Source organism: Nocardiopsis sp. NPDC055551 (genome assembly GCF_053619415.1).
This window is the reverse complement of the sequence record NZ_JBSHJJ010000005.1, coordinates 43,694-66,221: the sequence shown is the minus strand read 5'-3', so window position 1 is coordinate 66,221 and position 22,528 is coordinate 43,694. Positions and strand designations below refer to the sequence as shown.

Below are 22,528 nucleotides of genomic sequence, written 5' to 3'. Positions count from 1 at the left end.
TTGAGTAGCACGATTGCCTTTCCCAAAAGGGGGTTTAGGGCAGGGAAAAACCTATTAATACCAGTTGTTCGCCTGTGAGTGGGCCCAGGCCCCGCACGGAGTGCCGTAGCGGCCCTTGATGTAGTCGATGCCCCAGGCGATCTGAGTCGCCGGGTTGGTCTGCCAGTCGTCGCCATGGGTGGCCATCTTGCTGCCGGGGAGCGACTGCGGAATCCCGTACGCACCAGAACCGGCGTTCTGGGCGGTGTGGTTCCAGTTGCTCTCCTTCTCCCAGAGCGGCTCCAGGCAGCCGTTGAACTCCTCGGCACCCCAGCCCTCATCGAGGACCATCTGCAGGGCGATCTCCTTGGCCGAGCCGGTGGGGACCGACCCTCCGGAGGAACCGGAGGAGCTCGCGGAGCCGGAAGAGTCCTCGGAGGTGCTCTCGGGTTCCGGTTCGGGTTCCGGTTCTTGGATTTCACTGCCGGAGCCCGAGCCGGAACGCGACGAGTCGTCGACGGCCGCGCCGGCCAGCTCACGGGCCTCCTCGCGCCGGTCCTCAAGGTCCCGCTCGTCCTCGGGGGAAGGGCTGGCGAAGAAGTCGTCCGCCGCTTCGGTCTCGGCGGGGGTCTCCTCGGCTTCGGGGAGGGTGGCCGCCGAAGTGGCCTGATCCGGGTCGGGAGTTCCGGTGCCCGCGAAGGCGGAGACGGTGAACATACCGCCCGCGACCAGCGCCGCGGCGCCGACCGCGCTCATCTGGCGCAGAGAGATGCGGTGGAGTAGCAAGGTCGCCCTTTCACGTTGACGCACGCGTGCCCCGTTCGGAGCCTTCGCGTGGTGTGGGATGCCGCTGCAGGACCGCTCGGCCCTGGTGACCTGCGTGGAGGGGACGGAATCGCCGTTCGACCGACCACGGGCGGGGGCTCCCACACGGGAGGGGGTTGCTCGGTGCAGCGCATTCAGCCTGCATCATCGTCACGGTAAAGTAACGCCGGTTTTACTGTGTCGTGACTCACATCACGGAATGTGCCTGTTTTTCAGGGCTCTGACCTGCGCTTTGACACGAAGAGTCAATAGGTGGTCAAGTACGGGCAGGTTTGTGTCACTCGTCTCCCAGTGCGGTTCTGAGTACTCGTACCGATGCGTCCGGATCCGCGAAAGCACAGCATGGGGGTATGAACGCCCAAGGAATCCCCCGACCGCCAGGGGCGCCGCACCACTGTCCCGACTGCCGGGCCGAGCTCATCTCCTCGGCCCGCGCCTGCCCGCGGTGCGGGCTCGGGCTGGTCGGGCCCACAGCGCAACGTCTGTGGTGGATCGACACCGAACTGGTCTCACTGGACCTGCGCAGGCACACGCTGTTGGAGGAGCGGCCCAAGGCGCTGGCCCGGCTGCGCGAGGAGACCCGCGCGGCCGCACCGGTCGCCACCCCCTCGGTGCCCGCCGCACCGGCTCCGGCCCCCGTGGCCGCGGCTCCCCGGCCCGGCGCGCCCACCCGTGAGGTGAGCCGACGCTCGGCGCAGAACGTCATCCTCGGCCTGGGCGCCCTCCTCATCGGGATCGCGGCGCTCGTCTTCGCCGTGTGGACCTGGAGCGACCTGGGCACCGGCGCCCGCGCCACCGTTCTGGGCCTGACCACCCTGACCTTCACCGTGGTGGCCGTGCCGCTCTACCGCCGCGGTCTGCGCTCCACCGCCGAGGCCTTCGGGGTGGTGGCCGCGCTCCTGATGTGCGTGGACGCGCTCGCCCTGTGGTTCCTGTCCGACGGGCTCACCAACGGCCCCGGGTACACGGCGGCCGCCCTGGCGGTGATCGCCGCGCTCCTGGCGCTCTACCCGGTCCTGGTTCCGCTGCGCTCGCCCCGGGTCCTCATGGCGCTGCTCGCCCAACCCGTACCGGTCCTGCTGGTGGCCGCCCAGCCGGACGCGCACCCCGCCTGGTGGTTCACCGCGGTGGGCGCCACCGCGCTCGCCGACGCCATCGCCGTGCACGTCCTCGGTACTCCGCGCCCGGGGGTTCCGGTCCGGACCCTGCGCGCGGCCGCGGTCCTACTGTGGGTGTTCTCCGCCATGTTCGCGGTGCTGACGGGCACCTTCCTGTTCATCGACGACGTCGACCCGTCGCACCGGTGGGCCCTGGCCACCACGTTGTTCCTCGGTGGGACGACCGGGCTGCTCATGGCGCGAGGCCCCGGCCAGAACGCCGACGCGCCCTCGCCGTACTCCGTGGGCGGTCTGGCGGCCCTGGCCCTGCTTCCCCTGGCCGCGGGGCCCTCGACCCTTCCGGCGCTCCCCCGGGTGACCGTCTCGCCGTGGAGCGTGTCCCCGGCGCAGATGGCCGCCCCGGCTCCGGCTCCGCCCGACCACGCGGCCCTCTACCTGACCGGGATCGTGGTGGCGGCGCTCCTGGCGCTGGGCGCGGTGTGGCTGCTGCGCCGCCGTTCGTCGTTCGTCATCGCGGTACTCCTGGCCCCGGCCACGCTCCTGGTCGTGCCCGCCCTCCTCGGGATGTCCTGGACGATCACCGTGGTGTGGGCGCTGCTGATCGGTGCCGCGCTGGTCCTGAGCGCCGGAGTGGCGCCGCGCGGACTGAGCACGACACCGGTACTGGTCGGATCCGCCACCCTGTTCACCGGCCTGGTGTGGGCGCTGCCGGAGCGGTACACGACCTTGGCCGCGCTGCTGCTGCTCGTGGTCACCGCCCTGATCGCCGCCGCCGGGGCCCGTCGGTTCGCCGAGCCGGGCCCACGACCGGAACCGGGCGGTCGGGTCGCCGGACTGTACATGGGCGCGATTCTGCCGTGGGCGTTGGTCCTCCTGACCGGTTCGGTCTTCGTGCTGGTCAACCGGGGCGCTCCCGGAACCGAACAGGCCCAATGGTGGCTGTTGACCGCCACGGTGGTCCTGACGGGGGCGACGGCGCTGCTGCTGAGTCGAGTGGCCACGCCCTCCTCGCTGCCGGCCCCGACCGCACCGGGCCAGACGGACGAACGCGCCGATCTACGCGGAATGTTCGCCGTGGTGGGCCTGCTCGTCCTGCCGGCCGCTCCGTTATTGGCGCTGCCGTCCCAGAACCCGGCCCTGAGGTTGTTCTCGTCCGAACACGCGGCCTGGTCGGCGTCGCCCGGGGTGGTGCGCGAACCCGCCTCCGCCGTGCTGGGGTCGTCCGCACCGGCCGATCCGTTCACCGGGTTCGCGGCGGCCTTGGCCGTCGTGGCGGTGGGTGTGTCGGCCTTGGCGCTGGTCGTGTTCATCGAACGGCGTTGGGCCGCCGCGGGTGTGGCGCTGATCGCCCCGCCCACGCTGGTTCCGCTGCCGGTGTTGGCGGACGCCCCGTTCGCGGTGGCGGTGGTGTGGACCCTGTTGGTCGGCGCCGCGCTGTTGTTGTGCGCGGGTCGGACGCACGGGTCCCTGTCCGTCCGGCTGCTCGGGGCGAGCGGCCTGGCGACCATGTTGACGGGTCTGGCGTGGTCGTCGGTGGAGCGGCACACGATGCTGTCCGCGCTCGTCCTGCTCGCCGCGATCACCCTGGTCTCGGCGCTGTCGGCGCGGCGCCCGTCCGCCGAGGGCGACGCCGCGACGGTCTACCGGCTGACCGTGGTCGTGTGGACCGTGACACTGGTGATCGGCGACGCCTCCCTGGCGGCCACCGCCTACGATGCCCTCCCGGGCGAGGGCCATGGTCCCTGGTGGCTGTTGGGCGCCACGGGGCTGTTGCTCGGCGCGACCGCGCTGCTGCTCGACGGGGTCGCCTCCCGGGTGTTCGGCGCGGTCGAGAAGCGCACCACGGAGTTCGGCCCGTTCGGGATCTTCGGGCTACTCCTGCTCATCGCCCAACCTCTGGTGGTGGGCCCGGCCGGATCGCCGGCCCTGTCGTTCTTCGCCCCGCGCGGGCTTCCGACCGGGGCGCTGCTGGAACCCGCGCACGAGTTCATCGGCTTGCCCGAGGCCACCACCCTCGCCGGCCCCTCCGTGGCGCTGGGGACGTTGGTCTTCGGTGCCCTGGCGGTGGGCGCGGTACGGCTGTTCCACCAACGCCTGCTCGTGCCCGCGGCTGCGCTGCTCGCGCCGGTGACACTGGTGCCGCTGCCGTTCGCGCTCGGTCTGCCCTTCCTGGTCGCCCTGGTGTGCACCGTGCTGGTGGGAGCGGCCCTGACGGCCGGTTCCGCCCTACCGAACCGGGCGGGGACCGCGTGGGTCGTGTGGTCCACCGGACTGTTCGCCTTCGCCCTGGCCTTCAGTTGGGCGCTGTCGGAGCGCTACTCCGCCGTAGGGGTGTTGCTGGCCTGGGCGGTCGCGGCGTCCGTGGCGTCCTCCCTGGCCCGTGTCAGATCGATCATCGTGGCCTCGACCGCCGCGGCGACCTTCGGCACCGGAGCGTTCGCCCTGGCGCTGCTCATGTCCTTGGGGCTCTGGGCCGAGTACGCCGCCTTCGGTCCCCTGTTGGTGGTCGCCGCCGTGGCGGCCGCGGCCCCGCGCCTGCGTTCGCCCCTGTCGGAGGCCACCGAGGTCCCGGCCGCCGTGTGGGCGGTGATCGCCCTGGCCATCACCATGGGCGCGGGATCCCGACTGGAACTGGTCGCGCTCGCCCTGGCGGTGGTCGGGGTGATCGGTCTGGCCTGCGCGGTGCGCCCCGGCCGCCGGTGGGTGGCACCGGTCGGCGGATTGTTGATGTTCTGTGCGATGTGGACGGCGCTGGCGGCCTGGGACGTCACCGTTCCCGAGGCCTATACGGTGCCGCCCGCACTCGCCTTCCTGGTGGTCGGCTGGGAGTGGGAGCGCCGGGCCGAGGTGAAGCCCTCCAGCCTGCTCTCCTACGGCGGTGGACTGTTGTTGCTCCTCGGTCCCACGGTCTGGCTCGCGATCGACGGCCAGGACCTGGGGTGGCGGGTCCCCGCGGTACTCGTGGTGGGTGTGGCCATGGCCGTGTGGGGCTTGAGGTCCCGTCTCCAGGCACAGCTGTTGCTCGGCGGAGGGGCACTGCTGGTGGTGTCCCTTCGGGCCTTCGGTCCGCCGCTGTGGGACCTGACCCTGCTGCTGCCCAACTGGGTGCCGTTCGCGGTGGTCGGCCTGCTGCTGCTCCTGATCGGCGCGCGCTACGAGGCGAACCTGAACCGATTGCGCCGGATCGGTCGGTACGTAGGTGCCCTGCGCTGACCACCGCCCACAGGTGTGGCCCCCGCCGATTCGGCGGGGGCCACATGGTTCGTCGGGTCAGCTCTCCAGCATCTCGGTGACCAGGGCGGCGATCGGGGAACGCTCCGACCGGTTCAGGGTGACGTGGGCGAACAACGGGTGGCCCTTGAGCTTCTCGATGACGGCGACCACCCCGTCGTGGCGGCCCACCCGCAGGTTGTCGCGCTGGGCGATGTCGTGGGTGAGCACCACCCGGGAGTTCTCCCCGAGTCGGGACAACACCGTCAGCAGGACCCCGCGTTCGAGGGACTGCGCCTCGTCCACGATCACGAACGCGTCGTGCAGGGACCGACCCCGGATGTGGGTGAGCGGCAGGACCTCCAACATCCCGCGGTCCACGATCTCCTCGATGACGTCCTCGCTGGTCACCGCGGACAGCGTGTCATGCACCGCCTGGCCCCAGGGCGTCATCTTGTCGTTCTCGGTGCCGGGCAGGTAGCCCAGGTCCTGGCCGCCCACCGCGTACAGCGGGCGGAACACCATCACCTTGCGGTGCTGGCCGCGTTCCAGGACGGCCTCCAGACCGGCGCACAGCGCGAGCGCGGACTTGCCGGTACCGGCACGACCACCGAGCGAGACGATGCCGACGTCGGGGTCGGTGAGCAGGTCGAGGGCGATCCGCTGCTCGGCGCTTCGGCCCTTCAGACCGAACACGTCCTTGTCGCCGCGCACCACCTTCACCGACTTGTCCGCCTGGACCCGGCCGAGCGCCCGGCCCTGTTCGGAGACGAGCACCAGACCGGTGTGGCAGGGCAGTTCCCTGGCCTCCTCGATCTCGCTGTCCCCCTGGGAGAACAGCTCCTGGATGTTGGCGGCGGGCACGTCCAGCTCCGACATCCCGGTCCAGCCGTGCTCGATGGCGAGCTCTGCCCGGTACTCGTCGGCCTGCAGACCGATGGAGGAGGCCTTGATCCGCATCGGCAGATCCTTGCTCACCAGGACGACGGCGTCCTCTTCCTCATGCTCCTCCTGGAGGTTGCGCGCCACCGTCAGGATCCGGGTGTCGTTGTCGCCGAGCCGGAAGCCCGCCGGCAGGATCGTCGGATCGCTGTGGTTGAGCTCCACCCGGAGTGTGCCGCCGTATTCGTTCACCGGGACGGCGACGTCCAAACGGCCGTGGGCGACCCGCAGGTCGTCCAGGCGGCGCAGCGCGCCGCGTGCGAAGTACCCGAGCTCCGGGTGGTGACGCTTGCTCTCCAACTCGGTGATCACCACCACGGGGATGACGACCTCGTGCTCGGCGAACCGGCTCATGGCCACCGGATCGGCGAGCAGGACACTGGTGTCGAGCACGTAGACGCGCGTACCCTCTACCGCCTGAGGGGCGGTCGGGGACTGGGTGTCACGGCGATCGGTCGAGGAACTAGCCACTCGTTCTCCCCTTGGGCACCGCGAGGGCGCCCTACTGTCACGGGATCATGGAGGACCGGGACCAGGCCCACGAGGGCCGGGTCCGGCCCTCCTCGTCGACATCCCGCCAGGGCGGAGAAGATCAATGAGCCGGGGCCTCCCGAACGGATGGGCGAACGCCATCCGCTGTCATCGACGCTACGCGCCCCAGAGCCCGTTTTCCAGGGCCCGAGCCGACCTCCCCATGAACTCCTCGTTACGAGAGGTTGGTGGGAGGGCCGACGGGGGTCAGGAGCCGAAGCGCCGATTGCGCGCGCCGTAGGAGCGCAGGGCACGCAGGAAGTCCACTCTGCGGAAGGCAGGCCAGAAGACCTCGCAGAAGTAGAACTCCGAGTGAACGCTCTGCCACAGCATGAAACCCGACAGACGCTGTTCACCCGAGGTGCGGATGAGCAGGTCGGGGTCGGGTTGTCCACGCGTGTAGATGTGCCGTGCGATGTCCTCGATGTCCAGGCGCTCTGCCAGCTCCTGGATATCGGTGCCCTTGGCCGCCTCCTCGTGGAGGAGGGACCGAACCGCATCGGCGATCTCACGCCTACCCCCATACCCGACGGCGACGTTGACAACCAGACCCGGGTTTCCGGATGTGGCCTCCTCCGCCTCCTTCAGGGCACGAGCGGTCGAATCAGGCAGGACGTCGAGAGCCCCGACGGGGCGGGTGTTCCACCCCTCCTCGCGCAGCCGGGCGATGGTCTGCTCGATGATGCGCACGAGCGGACCGAGCTCGGCCTCGTCCCGGGTGAGGTTGTCCGTGGACAGCATCCACAGGGTGACGACCTGCACACCGATCTCGTTGCACCAGCCGAGCACCTCGAAGATCTTGTTCGCCCCGGCCTGGTGGCCCTGCTCGGCGCCCGGAAGACCGCTGCTCTTGGCCCAACGCCGGTTTCCGTCCATGGCGACACCGACGTGCCGGGGGATCTCCTGGCTGGTCAGACGGCGTTCCAGCCGCCGCTCGTACAGCCAGTACAGGGGGTCACGGAGCCCCATTGGCGAAACCTCTCAGAGCTGGATCAAAGGACGGCGCACTCCGGCGACGGATATGCCGACGGGGATGGGTCCAGAGTAGTTCGCCCGGGGCGCTCACGTCACGGCGAGCGACTTGCGCACGTGTTTGCGCCCTTGGTGGATGCGGGACTTGACCGTACCCAAGGCCAGATTCAGTTCGGAGGCGATCTCGTTGTAGTCCATTTGGCACAGGTCGCGCAGGACAAGGGGCGCCACCAGGTTGGGGCGGTCCTTCTCCAGCTGGTCCAGGGCCTCCAGCAGGTCGATCCGGGAACCGGCGATCACACTGGTGGTCCGGGGGTCGCTCTGATGCGGCATGCGCTCGGCCTCGGTGGGGAACTCGGCGGAGCGACGCTTCATGGACCGGTAGGTCTGACGTGCGGAGTTGGACACCACGGTGTAGAGCCAAGTGGTGAAGAGGGAGTCGCCCTTGAAGCTGTCGATCTTGCGGGCCACCCGCAGGAGCGCGTCCTGGCAGGCCTCCTCGGCGTCCTGGCGGTAGGGCAGGAACCGGGCGCAGCGGCGCAGTACCTCGGGCTGGATACGACGGAGCAGGTCGTCCAGGGCCACGGCGTCACCCTCCTTGGCCCGGCGCGCGAGATCCTCGAGTTCCTCGTCGACGTTGCTCGCCACCCGGCGGCGGGGGGTGGGGCGCTCCTCGTTGTCCGGTCGGTCACTACTACCCATGGTTCGTCTCTTCCTGGCTGACGACAGACGTCCGTTCGTGAGTTCACACGTCTATTGGACGTCCACGAACCCCGTTCGGCTCCGTTACCTCACTCGACTTCACGCGCCGATCCCGTTAATCCCACGCGGCGTTGTCCCACGAAGGCGGAGAACCCGAAGGGGCTCCTCCAGTCTCCACGCACCGATGGCGTCGGCGCTACCCGGGAACGGGATCATATCCGCGGAAGCCATCGCCAAGGCGCAGATGGTGTATTAGTGGGCAACGAACGCGTATTCACCCCCTACAGACCGAGGCGGAAATGAGCCAACCGGAGGCCTTTGGACGTTACCGCGTCATACGGCGCTTGGGGTCCGGTTCGTTCGCCACCGTCTGGCTGGCCCAGGACGACCTTCTGAACTACCCGGTGGCCATCAAGGTGTTGGCCGAGAACTGGGCGCATCAGATGGACATCCAGTACCGGTTCCTGGAAGAGGCGCGCATCCTGCGTCAGACCGACTCCACCTGGCTGGTGGCGGTGCACGACGTCGACGTACTGCCGGACGGCCGCCCCTACATGGTGATGACCTACGCCGACCAAGGCAGTGTCGCCGACCTCGTCCGTCGAGGTCAACTCCCCTTGGACGAGGCCCTGAGGTTGCTGACCGAGATCGGCCAGGGCATCACCGTGCTGCACAACCACGGCACCATCCACCGCGACATCAAGCCGTCCAACGTGCTGCTCCAGTCCTCCCCCGTCGGTCAGCGGGTGCTCGTCGCCGACCTGGGCTTCGCCAAGTCCATCGACGAGGCCTCCGGGTTCACCGCCGCCGCGGGAACCCCCGGCTACATGTCGCCCGAGCAGAGCATGCCCGGCGGCGACCTGGACGTGCGCTCCGACGTGTACTCGCTGGGCGCGGTCGCCTACGAACTCATGACCGGCCAGTCGCCGCCGCGCCCGCCGGTACGGGCCGCGCCTGGCCGGATCCGGCCAGGCCTGCCTCCCGCACTGGACGAACTGATCCTGGCCGCGCTATCGGTGGACCGCGAGGACCGGCCGAGCGACGCCAAGACCTTCACCGATCGGGTCAGGGCGATCCGTATGTCGCCCGACCTGCCCAAGGCGGCCCCTTGGTGGTCCCTGTCCCGCATGCCCTGGCGGCGGAGCGGCGCCCTCGCCCTCGTCTGCGGGGTGTTCGCCTTCGTCATGACCGCCTCACTCGGATCCCCGGGGATGTCGTTGACCACCGTCCGGCACGCGGCCCAGGACGTGCGCGTGGACGTGCCCTCGGTGTGGGCCCGGGAGTTCCACCCCGACCAGGAGGCGCGACCGGCCGTGGCCGAGGCCGGTGCCGGTCCCGGGCTGCTCGCCGCGACCGACGCCGAACACTGGAACGCCACCGACGAGGAGTCCTACGGGGTGTACGCCACGGTGCTGCCCGGCTCCCCCGACCTGCGCCGGGTGGCCGAGACCGACCCGTGCGCGGGGCAGCCCGAGGAGCGCTCCGTGCGCACCGACCGGTGGGAGGGCATGCTCTGGGAATGGCCAGAGTGCAACGACAACGGTACGTTCACCTCGATCGCGGTGCACCCGCCCGACACCCCGCGCACGGTGTACATGGAGATCCGCCAGCCCGACTACCGGCCGGACGTCGTGGACACCATCATCGACAACGTCCGGCTCCGCTAGCGGCGCTCGGCGGCCTCACCCTGCGAGCTGTGCGAGGAGTTCCTCGACGGTGGTGACGGGGAGCTTGCAGGTGAAGCCCTCGCACACGTAGGCGGTCGCCTTCCCCTCGATCGGCGCGCGGTGCTCCAGCAGGGGCACTCCCCCACTGTCACGTCCGTCGCCTCGGGACAGGACGGTGCCCAGCGGCGCCCAGCGCAGGACCGCGCGGACCATCTCCTCGACGGTCGGATCGCCGATGTCACCGACCACGGCCACGGCGCGCGGCCCGGTCAGCAGGGCCTCCCCGGCGGCCAGGCCCCAACCGGCGAAGCGCGGGGCCTTCTCCGCCAGGAGCGGCACCACCGACAGTGCGCCCTCGGCCGCCTCCCGGTGGCGTTCGCTCCCCGTGAGCGCCGCGTAGGTGAGCAGCGCGGACGCGGCGGCGAACCGGCCCGAGGGGGTGGCGTTGTCCGTGGGGTCCTGGGGGCGACTGAACAGCTTCTCCGCGTCGTCCGCGGTGTCGAAGAACCCGCCCTCGTCGTCGCCGAAGTGGTCCAGGACCGTGTCCAGCAGACCGCCGGCCTCCCGCACGTAGCGGGCCTCACCCGTCACCCCGTGCAGGGCGAGCAGCCCCTCGGCCAGGTTCGCGTAGTCCTCCAGCACGCCCGTACCGGGGCCCGGTTCGCCGTCTCGCGAGGTGCGCACCAGGCGTCCGTAGCGCAGGTGGACGTCCAGGAGCAGGTCCACTGCCTCGCGGGCGGCGGTGATCCACTCGGGGCGCCCCAGCAGGGCCCCGGCCTCGGCCAGACCGGCGATCGCCAACCCGTTCCAGGAGGCGACCACCTTGTCGTCGCGGGCCGGCGGCACGCGGTCCGCGCGGGCGGACAGCAGGGCGGCGCGCACCCGGTCGTAGCGTTCGGGGTCGTCGGGGTCGGAGCGCAACTGTAGGACGGAGGAACCACGCTCGAAGGTGCCTTCCTCGGTCACGTCGAAAAGCTCGGCCGCCCACGCGCCGTCCTCCTCGCCCAGGACCTCGCGCAGCCGCTCGGGCGTCCACACGTAATAGGTGCCTTCCTCACCCTCGCTGTCGGCGTCCAAGGCCGAGGCGAACCCGCCCTCGGGGGTGCGCAGGTCGCGCAGCATCCAGTCGGCGGTCTCCTGGGCGGCGCGCAGCAGCAGCTCCTGGTCGGAGTCGGCCCCCGCGTCGCCTTCGGCGGGACGACGACTCAGCCGGGTGTAGGCCCGCAGCAACAGGGCGTTGTCGTACAGCATCTTCTCGAAGTGCGGGACCACCCAGCCCCGATCCACCGAGTAACGGGCGAAGCCCCCGCCGAGCTGGTCGTAGATGCCGCCGCGCGCCATGGCCACGGCGGTGCCGCCCGCCATGAGCGCGGCCGGGGTGGGCTCGTCGGCGGTCTGGAACGGGAAGGTCCGTTCGTGCTGCGCGGTGAGGAACGACAAGAGCATCGACGGCGGGAACTTCGGCTCGTCGCCGTACCCGCCGGAGGTGGCGTCGTAGTCACGGATCAGCGCTTGGACGGCCAGGTCCAGGTCGGCGGCGGTCGGCGGCGGCGAGGACGCCAGGCGACGTGGTGCGCTCAGCGCGTCCACCACGCGTCGCCCCTGCTCCACGAGGTCGACCCGCTTGTGCCGCCAGGCCGAGGTGATCCCCTGGAGCAGCCGCTGGAAGTGCTCGCGCGGGAAGTACGTGCCGCAGTAGAAGGGCGCCCCGTCGGGGGTGGCGAACACCGTCATCGGCCAGCCGCCCTGGCCGGTCATGGCCTGGGTGGCCTCCATGTACACCGCGTCGACGTCGGGGCGTTCCTCACGGTCGACCTTGATGTTGACGAAGAGGGTGTTCATCAGGTCCGCGGTCGCGGGGTCCTCGAAGGACTCGTGGGCCATGACGTGGCACCAGTGGCAGGCCGAATATCCGACCGAGATGAGGAGGGGGACGTCGCGGCGGCGGGCCTCGGCGAAGGCCTCCTCACCCCAGGGCCACCAATCCACGGGGTTGTCGGCGTGCTGCAACAGGTACGGGCTGGTCGCGTCGCTCAGGCGGTTGGGCATGTATCCCACTCTGCCGGCCCTCGTCCGACGGGTCAGGTCCCCACCCGGGCCAGGTACACGCGGGGCGCCGTCCCCTTCCAGCGTTTGAACGCCGTGGTGAAGCTCGGGGTGTTGCGGTAACCGAGCCGGCGTCCGGTCTCCTCGACCGTGCATCCCGCGGCGAGCAGTTCCTCCGACAACCCTTCACGGACCTCGTCCAACAGCACGCGGTAGGAGGTGCCCTCGGCCACGAGCCGCCGGCGCAACGTCCGTGAGCTGACGTGCAGTCGCCCGGCCACCACCTCGATGTCGGGGACGTCCGGGAACCCGGACATCAGGTGACCGCGGACCAGTCCGGCCACCCCGGAACGTCCGTACCTCTCCCCCAGCAGCCGCCGGCACTGTTCCTCGCCCAGGGCGACGGTGTGCGCGTCGGCGCGCGGCAGCGGCCGGTCGAGTTCCACCGCGTCCAGGACCAAGGCGTCCTCCTCTGCGTCGAAGCGGACGCGTGGGCCCAACAGCCTCGTGTAGGGCTCCGGGTCGGTGGGCGGGCGACCCCTCAAACGCACCTCGGGAAGTTGCTCCTCCGCCAGCCCGAGCTCACGACCGAACGCGATGATCGAGGCCAGTTCCCGGTGGACGAAGAAGCGCCGGACGTCCTCGGGCAGGTGTCCGGACCGCAACAGCAGGCGTGACCGGCCGCCACCCTCGACCACCCTCATGTCACAGAAGGCCCAGGTCAACGCGAGGTAGCGCAGCCCCACGCCGATCGCCGAGCGCAGATCGGGGCTGCCGGAGATCGCGAACCCCCAGATGCCGTGCGTGGTGAGGTGATAGCGGGAACCGGCGAGCACCGGCAGCGCCTCGACGGTCGGGAGCGCGTCGAGCAGGTTCCGGACGATCCGTGTCTCCTGCTCCGCGGTGACCAGGGTGTGCGGGTCCTCCAGGTCGGCCAGGGCGATGCGGGTTCCATGGAGGACGGTGCCCTTGGACACCGAGTGTTCCCCGCCCAGCCGCACCAGCAGTAGGGCGCTGGCCGGACCGCGCGGCAGGTCCCACCGATGCACCGGCATTCCCTCCTCCGTCCATACGCGTGTCCGAAAATGTTAACTCCCTGGCCGGAGGAAGAGTGTCCCAGCCCACACCCTGGTTCCTAGGGTGCCGTGAGAAGAGCGGTTCCGAGGAGCGGAGAACGAGGATGAGCACCGGTCACACCGAGGACACCCTGGCCGACATCGGCGCGCGGGGCGTACCCGAGTTCGAGGGGGTGCATGACGTCTGGCCGCGCGGAGAACGACTGAGCGCGGTCAAGGAGGCCGCCCACGCGTACAAGGAACGCTTCAAGTCCCAGGGCACGGTGCGCGCGGTGCGATCGGTGGACATCGCCGCGGCCCCCTATCCGGTCGCGTTCGCCTTCAACAACGCCGTGTCGGTACCGACCCTGCCGATGATCGCGATGATCAACCGCATGGTGGTGGTGCAGTACGACGATTGGGAGGGGCGTCCGCGCACCCTGGTGTTCGAACCGACCGTTCCGGACGGTTCGGCGGAGGCCCCGTTCTACCACCACCTCCAGGAGCTGATGCGCAGGATCCCGGGTGGGACCCGGCTGGCCGAGGCCTTCCTGCTCAAGTACTACAACGAGCCGGCGGACGCGCTGACCAAGCTCGGGCTCGCCCCGGAGGACATCGACTTCTGCACCTTCGACCACCTGCACGTCCAGGACCCCCGGATGATCCTCGGGTCGAGCCGGGTGATCCCCGGCGAGAGTCGCCCGCGCCCGCCCCTCTTCGGTTCGGCGCGGATGTTGGTGCACTCCCGTGAACTGGCCACCTTGGAGTCCCTGCACCCGATGCAGTGGGCGTGGTACGTGGAGGACGGGCTCAGCGGCGTGGACCGGTCGTCGTTCGTGACCTTCGACGGGGACGTCGAACTCGGTCCGGGCGTCACCTTGCTGTGGACGCCCGGGCACACGGACGGAAACCACTCTCTGCTGCTCAACACCCCCGACGGTGTGTGGGTCTCCTCCGAGAACGGCATCGCTCTGGACAACTGGCAACCAGAGTTGTCGAAGATCCCCGGAGTGCGCGGGTACCACCGGCGCTACGGCCGGGAGATCTGTCCGAACGCCAACACCCTCGAAGACTCGCTCGACCAGTACGACTCGATGGTCAAGGAGAAGATCCTCGCGGACCCGTGCCGTCGGGACCCGCGTTGGCTACAGATCCTCCCCTCGACGGAACTCGCACCGTGGAAGCGGTTCTGGCCGGTGATGCCGACGTTCGCGCATGGAGGCGTCTCCTACGGCGAACTCCGTGGGGGCGAGGCACGATGACGGTGAGGTCAGGGCCCGCAGGTGCCGTGGTCACCGGCGCGGGGCGCGGGCTGGGGCGGGAGATCGCCGCGCTGCTGGTGGAGCGCGGGTACACGGTGCTGATCACCGACGTCGACGGGGAAGCCGCCGCGGCCACCGCCGCGGACCTTGGCCCGCGCGCCACATCGATGCGGGTGGACGTTCGGGAAGAGGCCGAGGTCGTCGCGGCGGGCGACGAGATCCTGGCCCGCGCCGGACGACTGGACGTGTGGGTGAACAACGCTGGGGTGCTGGTCACCGGACCGGCGTGGGAACAGGACGAGGCGACCCGGTCCCTGCTGTTCGGCGTCAACGGCCTGGGCACCGTGAACGGCACCGTGACGGCGATCCGGACCATGCTCGGACGGGGAGGAGGCCACATCGTCAACATCGTGTCCCTGGCCGGGATCACCGCCGTGCCCGGCGAGGCCGTGTACGCCGGGTCCAAGCACGCCGCCATCGGCTTCAGCCTCAGCACCCTCGCCGACCTACGACTGGCACGGGTGCGCGACATCGACGTCTCGTGCGTGTGCCCGGACGGGATCTGGACGCCGATGCTGCACGACAAACTCCACGACCCCGAATCGGCGCTGTCCTTCTCGGGCAGGCTGCTGCGGCCGGCGGAGGTGGTCAGGGCCGTCGGCCGCGTCCTCGACCGGCCTCGTCCCGTGACGATCCTGCCTCGATGGCGGGGATGGCAGTCCCGGCTCGCCGACGCCCTGCCCGGGTTCGGGCTGTGGGCACTACCGATGGCGGTGGCCATGGGACGGAGCACCCAACGCAGGATGCTCCGATCCCTGAAGAATTAGTGCCGCGACGGGGTGAACCCTGGCCGACGCGGCGCTAACCCTTGTCCGTACCGCTGTCGGCCTTGTCCGAACCGGAGGCCTCGACCTTCGTGGTGTCGGTCTCGGCGGCCTCGTCGGACTCGCTCGCGTAGATGTTCGGCCCGGACGGCTTCTCTCCGGCCTCCTCGGCGCGCTCCGAGACACCCTCCAGCTTGCCCGTCATGTTGCGCATGAGGAAGAACAGGGCCACACCGATCGCGAAGATGGCGAGGAAGCCCATGACGCCGGGCGTGACCGTGTCCTTGTCCAAGGAGAAGCTGTCGGCGAGCACCATCGTGGACGCGAGAAGGGTGTTCATGTCGTTCATACTCTCATTGCTTCCCGGACCCCCGCGAAGAGGTCCTTCTCCGGGACCTCGGTATCCACGAGGGACCGGACCAGGTGGTAGTCCTCGGTCGGCCAGGCCTCGGCCACGATCTCGTTGGGCACCGCGAACCAGAACCCGTTCGGATCGATCTGGGTGGCGTGGGCCCGCAGGGCGTCGTGCGCGACGTCGAAGTACTCACCGCAGTGCACCCGAGTGGTGATCTCCCAGCGACGGCGGTCGCCGTCCTTGATCCGCGCGGCCCAGTCCTCGAAGGGGTTCTCCAGGCCGCGTTCGGTCAGGACCTCGGCGAGCGCGTCGAAGCGCTCGGGCGGGAAGCCCACGAAGTAGTACAGCTTGAGGGGCTGCCACGGGTCTCCGGTGCCCGGGTAGGCGTCCGGTTCGGGCGCGGCGTCGAAGGCGTGCATCGACACCTTGTGGGTCATGATGTGGTCGGGGTGCGGGTAACCGCCGTTCTCGTCGTAGGTGAGGATCACGTGCGGGCGGAACCGGCGGATCGCCTCGACCAGAGGGGCCGCGGCCTCCTCCACCGGAAGGGTGGCGAAACACCCCTCGGGCAGGGGCGGCAGTGGGTCGCCCTCGGGCAGACCCGAGTCGACGAAACCGGCGAACTCCTGCTCGATCCCCAGGATCTCGCGGGCCCGGTTCATCTCCTGACGGCGTACCTCGGTGATGTTCTCCCGGATCTCCGGGCGTTCCATCGCGGGGTTGAGGATGTCGCCGCGTTCACCACCGGTCATGGTGACGACCAGCACTTCCGCGCCCTCTTGGACGTAGCGCGCCATGGTGGCGGCACCCTTGCTGGACTCGTCATCGGGATGGGCATGGACGGCCATAAGCCGCAGGCGCTCGGACAACGAAGGATTCTCCTTGGCTCGGTCGACGACCTGGACGACCTCTGGTCAGGGGCACGGCCGTGCCCCCGGTGGTCCACGACGTCGTACGACTCACGTGCGGGCCGCGTAGGGGGGCTGTCAGGTCGGGGATATCTTAGACAACACCATCCCCTCGCTCGGAGATTCCCAATGTCAGCGACCCCGGAAGATGATGCCGTGAACAGTGCCGACACAGCTCCAGCGCTCCGTAAGCGCCACGGCAACGGGCCCGTCTTCTTCATCGTCGGCACCATCTTCGCGGTGGCGGTCACCTTCGGTTGGGGATTCTCCGTGATGAGCTACAACGGGTTGGGCGGTGGCGTGTACCACCAGGTGGTGACGGTCACGGCGCCATCGGCCGACGAGGCGCGGATCTCCTTCGAGGTGAACAGCAAGGACGGCGCCGAGTGCCTGCTGCGCGCGTTGGACGAGCAGATGGTCGAGGTGGGTACGAGCAGGGTCGAGGTCGAGGCCGGTAACCGGATGGTCGAGGCGAGCATCGAGACGGTTCGTGAGGCCGGCACGGTAGAAGTGGCCTCTTGCAGGGAACAAGGTTCGCAAGACTGATCGACCGAGTCCTCCCCGGCCGGGTACCCAGGAGCGGGGCGGAACCCCGAGAGCACGGACACCGGGCGCCTGATCGCGCTCGGTGATATTCTCGTAAGTTCAGCTCTGGCCGCCTGGTGGCCTTTGCTACTAGTACACAAGGAGTTCCCGTGACCCAGACCCGCGATGACAACGCCACCTGGCTCACCCAGGATGCGTACGACCGGCTCAAGACCGAGCTGGACCACCTGTCGGGGCGTGGGCGCATCGAGATCGCGGAGAAGATCGAGGACGCCCGAGAGGAGGGCGACCTCAAGGAGAACGGCGGATACCACGCCGCCAAGGAGGAGCAGGGCAAGATGGAGGCCCGCATCCTCCAGCTCACCGAGATCCTGCGCACCGCGAGGGTCGGCGAAACGCCCCGTACCGAGGGCGTGGTCGGACCCGGCATGACCGTCACCATCATGTTCGAGGGTGACGACGAGGAGGTCACTTTCCTGCTCGCTTCCAGGGAGGAGAGTGGGTCCCCCATCGACGTGTACTCCCCCAAGTCCCCGCTGGGTTCGGCGATCAACGGCAAGCGTGTGGGCGAGACCGTCAGCTACGCGCTCCCCAACGGCAAGAGCCTCGGTGTGGAGATCATCGGAGCGGTGCCCTACGGCATGTGAAACGTCCGGTCGTCGCACGGACGAGACCACATGACGAGGGGCGGCCACGGCCGCCCCTCGTCGTGTGGCCGGTGGGCCCATGGCTGGGTACTCTGCATTTGAACCCCGCTCGTTGAACCCCTTCTACTCAAGGAACCGGCGGCCGCATGCCCTCGCCCTACTGGAACCCCCAAGACCCGTATCAGGCCGGACCACCGCCGCAGAACGGTGGCTGGTCCTACGGAGGGCCGCTTCCCGCACAGTCGGCTTCTCCACTCCCCCCGCCCCCGCCCCCGCCCCCGCCACCGGCTCGTCCCGCCGGGTTCGGCATCCGTCTGGTCGCCCGGGCCATCGACGCGGTCCTGGCGACCGTCGCCGCCTTCGCGTTCTTCCTCGTGATGGTGCTCTTCATGGTGCTGGCGAACGGAGGAGACAGCGCGACCAGCGACGCCGAAGGAGCCCTCTGGGGCTCGTTGTTCCTCTTCGGCTGGGGCCTACTGCTGTTCTTCTACGACTGGCTCTACCTGATCGCCTGGGGCAGCACCCTCGGCAAGATGATGGTGGGCATCAAGGTGGTCGACGCGGCGGACGGCGGCAGGCTGAACCAGGGCCAGGCCATCGGCCGGTCCATGCTGTTCTGCCTGCCGCAGTCGTTGCCGTGTCTGGGCCACCTGTTCTCCCTCGGGGAGTCGATGGCCATGTTCGGTGACGACCGGGAACGTGCCCTGCACGACCGCGTCGCCGGAACCGTGGTGATCCGCACCCGCGGCTGACCGAAACCGGCTCAGGGCTGGTCGGGCAGGCACTGCGGGGCCTCGGAGCCGCCCGAGGCGAAGACCGCCGGAACGTAGTGGTCCTCCCCGATCCGGTACCACACGTCGTCGGTGCCGTTCGGTCCGTTGGCGGTGTCGCCGACCACCTGGCAGGCCACGTCGACGTTGGCCTTGTGCGCGGCCAGACCGACGGTGTCGTGGTGGGTGGACGGGCCGGTGCGTACGACCACCGGGTCGCTCTGGGTGTCCGTGATGATCTCCGCGCGATCGCGGTACTCGGCGGTCCACAGGTAGTCGACCTGGACCCAGCCGTTGGTGGGCAGTTGCAGCCCCTCGTTGAAGGCTCCGTCGGCCAGGTCGATGCCGGCGGGGTTCCCCACTCGGCGACCGAACCCGTCCAGTCCACCGTTGTGGCCCTCGGTGAAGGCGGCCTGGGACTGGGGGCGACCCCGGTCCAGGTCGGGCCAGGACTCACGATCCTCGTTCCAGTGGTCGTCGGTGATGTTCCACGGGCCCACGTCCCACACCGGCAGGTAGGCACAGCGCGCCTTGTGGTTCTCGGTGTCGCCCGTGGCGTCCGGCCCGAGTTCGCCGGTGGTGCACACCCGGACGGTGTACTCGCCGCCACCTCGGTTGGCGAGGCCTCTGCGGGAGGGCAGGGCCACGAAGTGGTCGTCGGGGCGCACCGTGTGACCGTTGGCGGTGGTGTTGCCGACCAGACCGATGCGGGTGGCGAAGAGCCGGGCGGAGTAAGGGGTGGGCACGTCGTCGTCCCGCGCGGAAGCCTCGGTGTCGGCCTCCGCTTCGGCGTCGGTGGACGAGGACTCCACGGGGCGCAGACGCACGTCGGTGACGGAGGTGTCGTTCCGCTCCCCCTCGGCGGACATCTCGACGCGCAGCTGCACCTCGGTGACCTCCGAGGAAAGGGCCACCCGGCCCCCGCGGGATCGGGCCGGGTGCCACTCGGTCCACATGCCGTCGGCGCGAACGCCCCGGGCCTCGGTGAGGACCTCCTCCTCGTCACCGGTGGTGGTCACGGCCACGTCGACGGTGTCGGTGGGGGTCTCCAACTCCTGTTCGGGGAAGGTCGCCAACCCGGTGCGCCGCTCCGCGGTCTCCAGTCGGAGCGAGGCCCCCGATCTCTCTCCCGTCTCCAGGCGCAGTGCCCCCGAGTCGAGGGCCAGACCGATCCGGTCGGTGGAGGACAGGTCCTGTTCGAGCCAGGTGGTCTCCGCCGAGGCCGCAACGGGGACCGTCAACGGGGCCAGCAGGGCGAATGCCCCCAGTGCCACTAAGGGCGCGGTGGTGCGCCGATTCTGCGCCATCGTTCCTTCTCTCGCCAATTACCCGAAGTGAATAAAATAGTCACTCTCAGTAACTAACGGAACGCGCGCACACTCAAGGAGCCCACGTCGGGTGTTGGTGATACGGCGGTAAAAGTCCGACTTGGAATGAGACGATCGTGGTCCTACCGGATGCGTCAGGGAGCGAAGGCCAGCAGGCAGGCGGTGAACCCGTGTACGTGGTTCACCCCGGAGACCGGTCCGATCTCCCCCGCCGCGAAGAACCCCGCCACCGGAGCGGCGCCCAGGATCCGCCGGACCGCGAGCACATCGTGGTCGGCGCGGGTGAACAGGCCATCGCCTCGACCGTTGCAGGAGAACAGCAGCCCGCCGCCGACGGCGTGTTCGGCCCCGAACTCGGTCAGTCTGCGGGCGAAGTCCTCGTCGGCGGTGCCGGCGTCCCTGACCTGGAAGCGGACGGTCTGTCCGATCTCCACCATGTCGCCGATGGTCAACGCGCCCAACTCGGGGTCGGCGCCCACCAGGCTCCGTACGAGGAAGTCACCGTGTTCGTGTTGTTCGGCGTACTCGTCCATGGCCACCCCGATGTGCAGTCCACGTTCGGCGAGCTCACGGTCCTCGTCGGAGAGCTCCTCGACCAGCTCCTCCAGCTTCTCGTAGGCGTTGCCCCCGGCCAGTTCGAGGAGGAGGTTGCCCTCGGCCTTGGTGACGGTCATGGCCGGGCCGACCGGGCGACAGCCCTGGCTGACCACGGTGCCCAGCACACCCTCACCACCGATGAGGACGCCGATGGCGCCGTTGTCCACCACCTCGCCGTCGCTGAACAGCCGTACCGACTCCTCACCGCGCATGCCGTCGGCCATCCCGCCGACCAGCGGCAGCCCGCCCAAGGCGGCGGTGGTCTCACGGACGAACGCCTGGGTGGGGAACTCGTAGGGGTTGGTGAGCAGGATGCCGACCCGGTCGTTCGGTCCGGGTTCGCGCATGCCCACCACCGCGAGCTGCTCCTCCTCCACCACCGTGTCCAGCCGGAACGGGGTGAACTCCACGTCGGGAAGGCGAGCGGCCCAGACGCTCACGGCGCCCTGTCCCTCCACACCGCGACCGCCGCCGACCACACCGCTCCCACTGCAGCCCAGGGTGATCGCGCCGCCGGACAACTCCATGACCTTCAAGCCCGCGAGCGAGACCTCGTCGGGATCCGCCCCACTGACGAAGAAGCACACGAGATCGGCGAGTCCATCCACCTGTTCCAGTGCGTGGAGAACAGCACGCTCGGCCGCGTTCACGAGGTCGGCCCCCGTCGTCAGAGCATCGCCGAACCTTGTCACTGCCACCCCCGTCTACGGCCGGCCACGACACCGGCCATGGGAACCTCACGGCCCCATTCTTCCATTCGTCCCCCAGGGACTTTCCTGCATCTGGCCCCTCAAACTCTCCCGGGCCTACACTGCTTGCCGTGACCTATGCCTCACCACCTCCAGGCGGGTTCGCGCGCACCCTCGGCGCACTGCGCGGGTCCGGCCATGTCCACCGGTCCACCGCGGCCGAGGTCCGCGAGAACCTCCTGGCCCGCATGGGCTCGGGGCTGCCCCGCTTCCCCGGTGTCCACGGGTTCGACCACACGGTGCTGCCCCAACTGGAGCGGGCGCTCATCGCCGGCCACGACGTGGTGCTGCTCGGGGAACGCGGGCAGGGCAAGACCCGGCTGATCCGCACGGTGTCGGGGCTGCTCGACGAGTGGTCTCCCACGGTGGCGGACTGCCCGATCTCCTGTCATCCCTACGCGCCGACCTGTCCGTCCTGTCTCCGCCGATCCACGGCCGAAGGCGATGAACTCCCGGTGCGCTGGCGGCACCGGGACGAACGCTACGGCGAGAAACTGGCGACCCCCGACACCGGTACCGCCGAACTGGTCGGCGACGTCGACCCGGCCCGGCTGGCCGAGGGCCGCTCCCTCGGCGATCCGGAGACGATCCACTACGGGCTGCTGCCCCGGGCCAACCGGGGGATCTTCTGTGTCAACGAGCTGCCCGACCTGCCGGCGCGGGTCCAGGTCGCGCTGTTCAACGTGTTGGAGGAACGCGACCTCCAGGTGCGCGGCTACAACCTGCGGCTGCCGCTGGACCTGCTGTTGGTGGCCAGCGCCAACCCGGAGGACTACACGAGCCGGGGACGGATCGTCACCCCGCTCAAGGACCGCTTCGGCGCCCAGGTGCGCACCCACTACCCACCCGACCTCGACCACGAGTTGGCTCTGTTGCGGCAGGAGGCGGATCTGTCCGAGGGCACGGTCGTGCCCTCACACCTGTTGGAGACGGTGGCCCGATTCGCCCGCCTGGTGCGCGATTCCAATCGGGTGGACCAACGGTCGGGGGTGTCGGTGCGGCTGACCGTGGCCGCCGCCGAGACCGTGGCGGCCTCGGCCCTGCGTCGCGCGGCGTTGATCGGTGAGGAAGTGCCGGTGGCACGGGTCTGCGACCTGGCGGGGGTGGCCGAACCCCTCCTGGGCAAAGTCGAGTTCGAGACCGGGATGGAGGGACGTGAGTCCTCGATCTTGGAGACGCTGTTGCGCCGCGCCATCGCCGAGACCTTCCGGGCCAGGATGGGCGAGGCCGACCTGGAACCGTTGAGCGACCGTTTCGCCGGCGGTGGCACGGTGGAGAGCGGTGACCTGGTGGGCGCCGCCGAGCTGCTGCGCCGGGTGGGAACGGTGCCGGGTCTGGCCGGACTGATCGAACGGGCGGCCCCGGAGGAGACGGACGGGCCGCCCACACCTGGGCTGGCCGCGGCCGTGGTGGAGTTCGCGTTGGAGGGGCTGTACCTGGAACGACGACTGTCCAAGGACACCGCGCCCGACGGTGGCGTGTACCGGTTCTGAGA

General features: G+C 69.7%; 18 protein-coding genes. 8 read left to right on the top strand and 10 right to left on the bottom strand.

What is annotated here, in order from left to right; all coding sequences use genetic code 11:
• Positions 1 to 54: 54 nt before the first annotated feature.
• Positions 55 to 765 (bottom strand): aggregation-promoting factor C-terminal-like domain-containing protein, encoded by a 711-nt coding sequence (locus ACWGSK_RS10730; RefSeq protein WP_452455725.1) that lies wholly within the window; start codon positions 763 to 765, stop codon positions 55 to 57.
• A 389-nt stretch (positions 766 to 1,154) separates the two neighbouring features.
• Between ACWGSK_RS10730 and ACWGSK_RS10725 the strand changes: the two genes are divergently transcribed.
• Positions 1,155 to 5,135, top strand: a complete 3,981-nt coding sequence (locus ACWGSK_RS10725; protein WP_452455724.1) for an SCO7613 C-terminal domain-containing membrane protein — start codon at positions 1,155 to 1,157, stop codon at positions 5,133 to 5,135.
• 57 nt (positions 5,136 to 5,192) lie between these two features.
• On the opposite strand, the gene ACWGSK_RS10720 is transcribed toward ACWGSK_RS10725, so the two are convergent.
• The 3 genes from ACWGSK_RS10720 to ACWGSK_RS10710 all read right to left on the bottom strand — a co-directional run bounded on the left by ACWGSK_RS10720 (position 5,193) and on the right by ACWGSK_RS10710 (position 8,279).
• Positions 5,193 to 6,545: a PhoH family protein gene (locus tag ACWGSK_RS10720; protein WP_358508793.1), complete on the bottom strand. Its 1,353-nt coding sequence runs from the start codon at positions 6,543 to 6,545 to the stop codon at positions 5,193 to 5,195.
• A gap of 267 nt (positions 6,546 to 6,812) precedes the next feature.
• A complete protein-coding gene (locus ACWGSK_RS10715; protein WP_067606920.1) occupies positions 6,813 to 7,574 on the bottom strand; it encodes an isoprenyl transferase in 762 nt (253 codons plus the stop codon).
• A gap of 93 nt (positions 7,575 to 7,667) precedes the next feature.
• Positions 7,668 to 8,279 (bottom strand): RNA polymerase sigma factor, encoded by a 612-nt coding sequence (locus ACWGSK_RS10710; RefSeq protein ID WP_358508795.1) that lies wholly within the window; start codon positions 8,277 to 8,279, stop codon positions 7,668 to 7,670.
• A gap of 299 nt (positions 8,280 to 8,578) precedes the next feature.
• On the opposite strand from ACWGSK_RS10710, the gene ACWGSK_RS10705 reads away from it, so the two are divergent.
• Positions 8,579 to 9,946 carry a serine/threonine-protein kinase gene (locus tag ACWGSK_RS10705; protein WP_358508797.1) on the top strand — a complete coding sequence of 456 codons (1,368 nt, stop codon included), beginning with the start codon at positions 8,579 to 8,581 and terminating at the stop codon, positions 9,944 to 9,946.
• Between the two features lie 15 nt (positions 9,947 to 9,961).
• Here ACWGSK_RS10705 and ACWGSK_RS10700 read toward each other — a convergent pair whose 3' ends face one another.
• Together ACWGSK_RS10700 and ACWGSK_RS10695 are read right to left on the bottom strand one after the other, a co-directional pair.
• Positions 9,962 to 11,995, bottom strand: a complete 2,034-nt coding sequence (locus ACWGSK_RS10700) for a thioredoxin domain-containing protein (protein WP_452455723.1) — start codon at positions 11,993 to 11,995, stop codon at positions 9,962 to 9,964.
• 32 nt (positions 11,996 to 12,027) lie between these two features.
• Positions 12,028 to 13,047 (bottom strand): AraC family transcriptional regulator, encoded by a 1,020-nt coding sequence (locus ACWGSK_RS10695; RefSeq protein ID WP_358508801.1) that lies wholly within the window; start codon positions 13,045 to 13,047, stop codon positions 12,028 to 12,030.
• Positions 13,048 to 13,172: 125 nt separating this feature from the next.
• Between ACWGSK_RS10695 and ACWGSK_RS10690 the strand changes: the two genes are divergently transcribed.
• Together ACWGSK_RS10690 and ACWGSK_RS10685 are read left to right on the top strand one after the other, a co-directional pair.
• A complete protein-coding gene (locus ACWGSK_RS10690) occupies positions 13,173 to 14,309 on the top strand; it encodes an MBL fold metallo-hydrolase (RefSeq protein ID WP_358508803.1) in 1,137 nt (378 codons plus the stop codon).
• Complete coding sequence (locus ACWGSK_RS10685) at positions 14,306 to 15,136, top strand: SDR family oxidoreductase (RefSeq protein WP_358508805.1); 831 nt, start codon at positions 14,306 to 14,308, stop codon at positions 15,134 to 15,136. Before ACWGSK_RS10690 ends, ACWGSK_RS10685 begins: the two co-directional genes overlap by 4 nt.
• Positions 15,137 to 15,170: 34 nt before the next feature.
• Here the strand turns inward: ACWGSK_RS10685 and ACWGSK_RS10680 are convergent, their stop codons facing one another.
• Complete coding sequence (locus tag ACWGSK_RS10680) at positions 15,171 to 15,473, bottom strand: hypothetical protein (protein WP_358508807.1); 303 nt, start codon at positions 15,471 to 15,473, stop codon at positions 15,171 to 15,173.
• 5 nt (positions 15,474 to 15,478) lie between these two features.
• Positions 15,479 to 16,357, bottom strand: coding sequence for a mycothiol conjugate amidase Mca (gene mca, locus ACWGSK_RS10675; protein ID WP_358508809.1), 879 nt, complete (start codon positions 16,355 to 16,357; stop codon positions 15,479 to 15,481).
• Positions 16,358 to 16,525: 168 nt separating this feature from the next.
• On the opposite strand from mca, the gene ACWGSK_RS10670 reads away from it, so the two are divergent.
• The 3 genes from ACWGSK_RS10670 to ACWGSK_RS10660 all read left to right on the top strand — a co-directional run bounded on the left by ACWGSK_RS10670 (position 16,526) and on the right by ACWGSK_RS10660 (position 18,341).
• Positions 16,526 to 16,942, top strand: coding sequence for a DUF4307 domain-containing protein (locus tag ACWGSK_RS10670; protein WP_358508811.1), 417 nt, complete (start codon positions 16,526 to 16,528; stop codon positions 16,940 to 16,942).
• Positions 16,943 to 17,091: 149 nt separating this feature from the next.
• A complete protein-coding gene (gene greA, locus ACWGSK_RS10665) occupies positions 17,092 to 17,589 on the top strand; it encodes a transcription elongation factor GreA (protein ID WP_358508813.1) in 498 nt (165 codons plus the stop codon).
• Between the two features lie 146 nt (positions 17,590 to 17,735).
• Positions 17,736 to 18,341, top strand: coding sequence for an RDD family protein (locus ACWGSK_RS10660; RefSeq protein ID WP_452455722.1), 606 nt, complete (start codon positions 17,736 to 17,738; stop codon positions 18,339 to 18,341).
• 11 nt (positions 18,342 to 18,352) lie between these two features.
• On the opposite strand, the gene ACWGSK_RS10655 is transcribed toward ACWGSK_RS10660, so the two are convergent.
• Both ACWGSK_RS10655 and ACWGSK_RS10650 read right to left on the bottom strand, forming a co-directional pair.
• Positions 18,353 to 19,666, bottom strand: a complete 1,314-nt coding sequence (locus ACWGSK_RS10655) for a hypothetical protein (RefSeq protein ID WP_452455721.1) — start codon at positions 19,664 to 19,666, stop codon at positions 18,353 to 18,355.
• A 155-nt stretch (positions 19,667 to 19,821) separates the two neighbouring features.
• Complete coding sequence (locus tag ACWGSK_RS10650; protein WP_358508819.1) at positions 19,822 to 20,976, bottom strand: FIST signal transduction protein; 1,155 nt, start codon at positions 20,974 to 20,976, stop codon at positions 19,822 to 19,824.
• 128 nt (positions 20,977 to 21,104) lie between these two features.
• On the opposite strand from ACWGSK_RS10650, the gene ACWGSK_RS10645 reads away from it, so the two are divergent.
• The gene (locus tag ACWGSK_RS10645) at positions 21,105 to 22,526 is read left to right on the top strand and encodes a sigma 54-interacting transcriptional regulator (RefSeq protein ID WP_358508820.1); all 1,422 of its coding nucleotides are present in this window, start codon (positions 21,105 to 21,107) and stop codon (positions 22,524 to 22,526) included.
• Positions 22,527 to 22,528 lie beyond the last annotated feature (2 nt).